A 375-nucleotide genomic window follows, 5' to 3' on the forward strand; every position below is an offset into this window, starting at 1 on the left:
ATAGAAATGTCCGGTTTCTCCAAAGTAAAAATGTCCGCTTTTAGAATATGCACTTCTGCAATTTCCTTAGCGGACGGTTTGATATGTTGGTGTCTATGTCGGATAAAGAACGGCTTTGTTGCACAAAGCTATTCTTAAGGGCTTCTTCAGCCATATAATTTTCAAATGAAGAAGCTTACACACAACATCTATCGCACAACCAATTGGCCCGCATATAACCGAGCACTCATTAATCGCGGAAATATTGCCATTTGGTTTGATCCTACTACGCAATGGTATGCTCTATCAAAAGGCAAACAAGGGCGAAATCAAACCTACTCCGACGCAGCTATCCAATGCTGCTTAATGATTAAATCCTTATTCCGTCTATCTTTA

General features: G+C 40.0%; 1 protein-coding gene. It reads left to right on the forward strand.

Features of this window, described 5'->3' with window-relative positions; genetic code table 11:
• Positions 1-165: 165 nt before the first annotated feature.
• Positions 166-375, forward strand: a 210-nt coding sequence (locus AC1M9L_RS14825; protein WP_481592564.1) for a transposase, incomplete at its 3' end; no start/stop codon positions are given.

This window comes from Acinetobacter sp. ANC_7511 (assembly GCF_056779975.1).